This is a genomic window from Deferrisoma sp. (genome assembly GCF_054681715.1).
Map to the genome: position 1 here is coordinate 1 of NZ_BAAHFQ010000158.1, position 6,232 is coordinate 6,232.

General features: G+C 67.2%; 2 protein-coding genes. Both read left to right on the plus strand.

The features are described 5' to 3' along the window. Positions 1–2,124, plus strand: a 2,124-nt coding sequence (gene rpoB / locus ACY0I8_RS15230; RefSeq protein ID WP_461395425.1) for a DNA-directed RNA polymerase subunit beta, incomplete at its 5' end; no start/stop codon positions are given. A 44-nt stretch (positions 2,125–2,168) separates the two neighbouring features. Further along, positions 2,169–6,232 (plus strand): DNA-directed RNA polymerase subunit beta' (gene rpoC / locus ACY0I8_RS15235; protein ID WP_461395426.1); only part of this gene is annotated, 4,064 nt, incomplete at its 3' end.

The window sequence follows — 6,232 nt, forward strand, 5'->3', positions numbered from 1 at the left end:
ATGGACGTCTCCCCCAAGCAGCTCGTGAGCGTGGCGGCGTCGCTGATTCCGTTCCTGGAGCACGACGACGCGAACCGGGCGCTCATGGGCTCCAACATGCAGCGCCAGGCCGTGCCGCTCCTGCGGACCCAGGCGCCCCTGGTGGGCACCGGCATGGAGCGGGTGGTGGCCCGGGACTCCGGGGTCACGGTGGTGTGCCGGCGCGACGGGGTGGTCCAGAGCGTGGACGCCGCCCGGATCGTGGTGCGCTACGAGGAGCCCGGAGGGGAGTCGGGGGTGGACGTGTACACCCTGACGAAGTTCCAGCGCTCCAACCAGAACACCTGCCTCAACCAGAGGCCCATCGTGCGGGCCGGCGACCGGGTCAAGGCCGGCCAGATCCTGGCCGACGGCCCGGCCACGGCCCAGGGCGAGTTGGCCCTGGGGCAGAACGTGCTCGTGGCCTTCATGAGCTGGGGCGGCTACAACTTCGAGGACTCGATCATCGTCTCGGAGCGGCTCATCCAAAAGGACGCGTTCACCTCGATCCACATCGAGGAGTTCGAGTGTGTGGCGCGGGACACCAAGCTCGGCAAGGAGGAGATCACCGCCGACATCCCCAACGTGGGGGACCGCAAGCTCAAGGACCTGGACGAATCGGGGATCGTCCGGATCGGGGCCGAGGTGCGGCCCGGCGACATCCTGGTGGGCAAGGTGACCCCCAAGGGCGAGACCCAGCTCACCCCCGAGGAGAAGCTCCTGCGGGCGATCTTCGGGGAGAAGGCCGGCGACGTAAAAGACACGAGCCTTCGGGTGCCCCCCGGGGTCGAGGGCATCGTGGTGGACGCCAAGGTGTTCAGCCGCAAAGGGGGCGAGGACGGCGAACAGACGGTGGAAGAGCGGGAGGCCGAACGGCTGCGCCGCGACATGGAGGACGAGATCGCGATCCTTCGGAGCGCCACCTTCGCCGCGATCCGGGAGCTCCTTGTGGGCGAGCGGGCCGCCATGGACATCGTGGACCTGGAGGGGAAGGTGGTGATCCCCGAAGGGGCCGAGATCACGAACGAGCTTCTGGACCGGGTGCCCCGGGATGCCTGGGGCGAGCTGCCGTTGGTGGACGCCCCCGAGAAGGAGGAGCGGATCTTCGACCTGATGGAGAAGCTCGACCAGCAGGTGGCCGAGGTCCGCAAGCGGTTCGAGGAGCGGGTGTCGCGCCTGGAGGAGGGGGATGACCTGCCGCCGGGCGTCATCAAGATGGTCAAGGTCTACGTCGCGATCAAACGGCGCCTTTCGGTGGGCGACAAGATGGCGGGCCGGCACGGGAACAAGGGCGTCATCTCGACGATCGTGCCGGTGGAGGACATGCCGTACCTCGAGGACGGCACCCCGGTGGACATCATCCTGAACCCGCTGGGCGTCCCCTCCCGGATGAACGTGGGACAGGTGCTCGAGACCCATCTGGGCTGGGCCGCCAGGGGGCTCGGGGAGCAGATCCAGAAGGTCCTGGAGACCAAGTACTCCCCCAAGGCCCTGCGCAAGCGCCTCAAAGAGCTCTACCCCGAACCCGAGAGCCAGGAACTGCTCGACCGGGCCTCCGACGAGGTGATCCTCGACATGGCACGCCAGGCGGCCCGGGAGGGGGTGTACATGGAGAGCCCGGTGTTCGACGGCGCCTCCGAGGACGAGATCTGGAGCCTGCTGGAACAGGCGGACCTGCCGCGGACCGGCCAGACCGTGCTCTACGACGGCAAAACGGGCGAGCCGTTCGATCAGCCCACCACCGTGGGCACGATGTACATGCTGAAGCTCCACCACCTCGTGGACGACAAGATCCACGCCCGTTCGATCGGGCCCTACAGCCTGGTGACCCAGCAGCCCCTGGGCGGCAAGGCCCAGTTCGGGGGACAGCGGCTCGGGGAGATGGAGGTGTGGGCGCTCGAGGCCTACGGCGCGGCCCACACGCTCCAGGAGATGCTCACGGTCAAGTCCGACGACGTGGCCGGCCGGACCCGGATCTACGAGGCCATCGTGAAGGGCAAGCCGATTCTGGAGCCGGGGCTGCCCGAGTCGTTCAACGTGCTCGTCAAAGAGATGCAGGCCCTGGGGCTCAACGTGGAGCTCCTGGAAGAGGAAGAGGGCGCCTGAGGCTCGCCTGACCGGTGGGAACCCCTCGAAGGAGGTCGTGAACCTTGCGCACGATAGACAGCTTGTTCGACCAGCCCAAGGATCCGTTGAGCTTTAACGCGGTGCGCCTTTCGATCGCGGGCCCCGAGCAGATCCGGGAGTGGTCCCACGGTGAGGTGAAAAAGCCCGAGACCATCAACTACCGGACCTTCAAGCCGGAGTCCGACGGGCTGTTTTGCGCCAAGATCTTCGGCCCCGTGAAGGACTACGAGTGCAACTGCGGCAAGTACAAGCGCATGAAGCACCGGGGCGTGGTGTGCGAGAAGTGCGGGGTCGAGGTGATCCGCTCCTCGGTCCGCCGGGAGCGCATGGGCCACATCGAGCTCGCCACCCCGGTGGCCCACGTGTGGTTCCTGCGGAGCCTGCCGTCCCGGATCGGGGCGGTTCTGGGCCTCAAGCTCAAGGACGTGGAGCGGGTGCTCTACTACGAGGCCTATATCGTGATCGACCCGGGCACGACGCCCCTCCAGAAGGGGGAGCTTCTCACCGAGGAGCAGTACCGGCAGGCCGTGATGGACTACGGCGCCGAGTTCGAGGCCGGCATGGGGGCCGAGGCGATCCGCAGGCTCCTCCAGTCCATCGACGTGCACCAGCTCGCCCACGAGCTTCGCACCGAGATGCTCGAGGCCACGAGCAAGGCGAAGCGCAAGAAGTACGCCAAGCGGCTCAAGGTGGTGAACGCCTTCAAGAACTCGGGGAACCGGCCCGAGGACATGGTCCTCGAGGTGATCCCGGTGCTGCCTCCCGACCTGCGGCCCCTGGTGCCCCTGGAGGGAGGGCGGTTCGCCACGAGCGATCTCAACGACCTCTACCGCCGGGTGATCAACCGGAACAACCGGCTCAAGAGGCTTCTGGAGCTCAAGGCCCCGGACATCATCGTCAAGAACGAGAAGCGGATGCTCCAGGAGGCCGTGGACGCCCTGTTCGACAACGGGCGGCGCGGTCGCACCATCACCGGGCCGAACCGCCGGCCGCTCAAGAGCCTGTCCGACATGCTCAAGGGCAAGCAGGGGCGGTTTCGGCAGAACCTGCTCGGGAAACGGGTGGACTACTCGGGCCGGAGCGTGATCGTGGTGGGCCCGGAGCTCAAGCTCCACCAATGCGGCCTGCCGAAGATCATGGCCCTGGAGCTCTTTAAGCCCTTCATCTTCAACAAACTCGAGGAGCGGGGGCTCGCCACCACCATCAAGAGCGCCAAGAAGATGGTGGAGCGGCAGGAGGACGTGGTCTGGGACATCCTGGAGGAGGTCACCAAGGAACACCCGGTGCTCCTGAACCGGGCGCCCACGCTCCACCGGCTGGGCATCCAGGCCTTCGAGCCCAAGCTGATCGAGGGGAAGGCGATCCAGCTCCACCCCCTGGTGTGCACGGCCTACAACGCCGACTTCGACGGCGACCAGATGGCGGTGCACGTGCCGCTCACCGTGGAGGCCCAGATCGAGTCCCGCGTGCTCATGATGAGCACCAACAACATCTTGAGCCCGGCCCACGGCAAGCCCATCATCGTGCCGAGCCAGGACATCGTGCTGGGGGCCTACTACCTGACGCTGGCCCGGGACGGCCAGAAGGGCGAGGGACTGATCTTCGCGAGCCCCGCCGAGGTGCGCCGGGCCTTCGACCAGGGGGCCGTGGGACTCCACGCCAAGATCCAGGTCCGGATCGACGGCGAGCGGGTCCAGACGACCCCGGGCCGGATCATCCTCTACGAGATCGTGCCCGAGGGCATCCCCTTCTCCGAGGTGAACCGGACCATGAAGAAGGGGAGCCTCGCGGAGTTGATCGACCTGGCGTTCCGGCGGGCCGGGGGGAAGGCCACCGTGATCTTCGCCGACCAGCTCAAGAACCTGGGCTACCGGATGGCGACCCAGTCGGGGCTCTCCATCGGGATCCACGACATGAAGATCCCGGCGGCCAAGAAGGAGATTTTGGACAGGGCCTTCGGCGAGGTGGCCGAAATCCAGAGGCAGTTCGAGGACGGGGTCATCACCGACGGCGAGCGCTACAACAAAGTGGTGGACATCTGGTCCAACGCGGCCGATGCCGTGGCCCAGGAGATGATGAAGGACCTCGAGGCCTCCGGAAACGGCGCCGAGCTCAACTCGATTTACATCATGGCCGACTCGGGCGCCCGGGGTTCCATGAGCCAGATGCGCCAGCTCGCCGGGATGCGGGGTCTCATGGCCAAACCCTCGGGCGAGATCATCGAGACCCCGATCACCGCGAACTTCCGCGAGGGGCTCACGGTGCTCCAGTACTTCATCTCGACCCACGGGGCCCGCAAGGGGCTGGCCGACACGGCCCTGAAGACCGCCAACTCGGGGTACCTGACCCGGCGGCTCGTGGACGTGGCCCAGGACGTGGTGATCACGGAGCAGGACTGCGGCACCCTCGATGGGATCGAGGTCACCGCCCTTGTGGAGGGCGGCGAGGTGGTGGAACGGCTCCGGGACCGGATCCTGGGGCGCACCGCGCTCATGGACATCCGCGACCCGTACACCGGCGAGGTAATCGTGCCGGCCAACGCCGAGATCACCGAGGAGCTCGCGGCCAAGGTGGAGGACGCCGGCATCGAGAAGGTGACGATCCGCAGCGTTCTGACCTGCCAGACCCGAAACGGGCTGTGCGTCGAGTGCTACGGCCGGGATCTGGCCCGGGGCCGCAAGGTCAACATCGGGGAGGCCGTGGGGATCATCGCGGCCCAGTCCATCGGGGAGCCCGGCACCCAGCTCACCATGCGCACGTTCCACATCGGCGGCACGGCCTCGAAACGGGTGGAGCAGTCGACCCTCGAGGTCCGGCACGCCGGCACGGCGCGGTACCGGAACCTCAAGACCGTGACCAAGGCGGACGGCACCATCGTGGCCATGAGCCGAAACGGCGAGATCGTGGTGGTGGACGACCAGGGCCGGGAACGGGAACGCTACCAGGTGGTGTACGGCGCCCACCTCCTGGTGAAGGACGGGGACCCGGTCAGCCCCGGCCAGCGGGTGGCCGAGTGGGATCCCTACACGAACCCGATCCTGACCGAGGCCTCGGGCCGGGTGAAGTTCGGCGATATCCTCGACGGCGTCACCATGCGCGAGCAGGTGGACGAGGTGACCGGCCTGTCGCGAAAGGTGATCACCGAGGCCCGGGGCGGCGACTACCAGCCCCGCGTCTCCATCAAGAGCCTGGAAACCGGCGAGACGGTGGCCCGGTACATCCTGCCCGTGGGGGCCAACATCCTGGTGCAGGAGGGCGACGAGGTCCAGGCCGGCGACGTGGTGGCCAAGATCCCGCGGGAGACCACGAAAACGAAGGACATCACAGGCGGTCTGCCCCGGGTCGACGAACTCTTCGAGGCGCGCAAGCCCAAGGATGCGGCGGTCATCTCGGAGATCGACGGGGTTGTGAGCTTCGGCAAGGACGTCCGCGGAAAGCGCCGGCTCATCGTGACCCCCGAGGTGGGGGAGCCCAAGGAGTACCTGATCCCGAAGGGCCGGCACGTGTCGGTACGGGAAGGCGACTTCGTACGGGCCGGCGAGCCGCTCATGGAGGGGGCCACGAACCCCCACGAGGTGCTCAAGGTCCTGGGCGAGAAGAACCTCATGAAGTACCTGGTGGACGAGATCCAGGAGGTCTACCGGCTCCAGGGCGTGGACATCAACGACAAGCACATCGAGGTGATCGTCCGGCAGATGCTCAAACGCGTGGAGATCACCGACGTGGGCGACACCGATTTTCTCCTCAAGGAGCAGGTGGAGCGGCAGGTGTTCGAGGAGGAGAACCGGAAGGTCCTGGAGAAGGGCGGTCGGCCCGCGATCGGCGTGCCGGTGCTCCTGGGGATCACGAAGGCGAGCCTTTCGACCGAGAGCTTCATCTCGGCCGCGAGCTTCCAGGAGACGACCAAGGTGCTCACCCAGGCCGCCATCGAGGGCCGGGTGGACTACCTGCGGGGCCTCAAGGAGAACGTGATCATGGGCCGGCTCATCCCGGCCGGCACCGGAACGCCGCGGTACCGGCGGGTGGGCATCGAGGTCCACGACGACGGGGTGCACTACGAGCCCCTGGTGAAGCCCCGGCGTTCCGA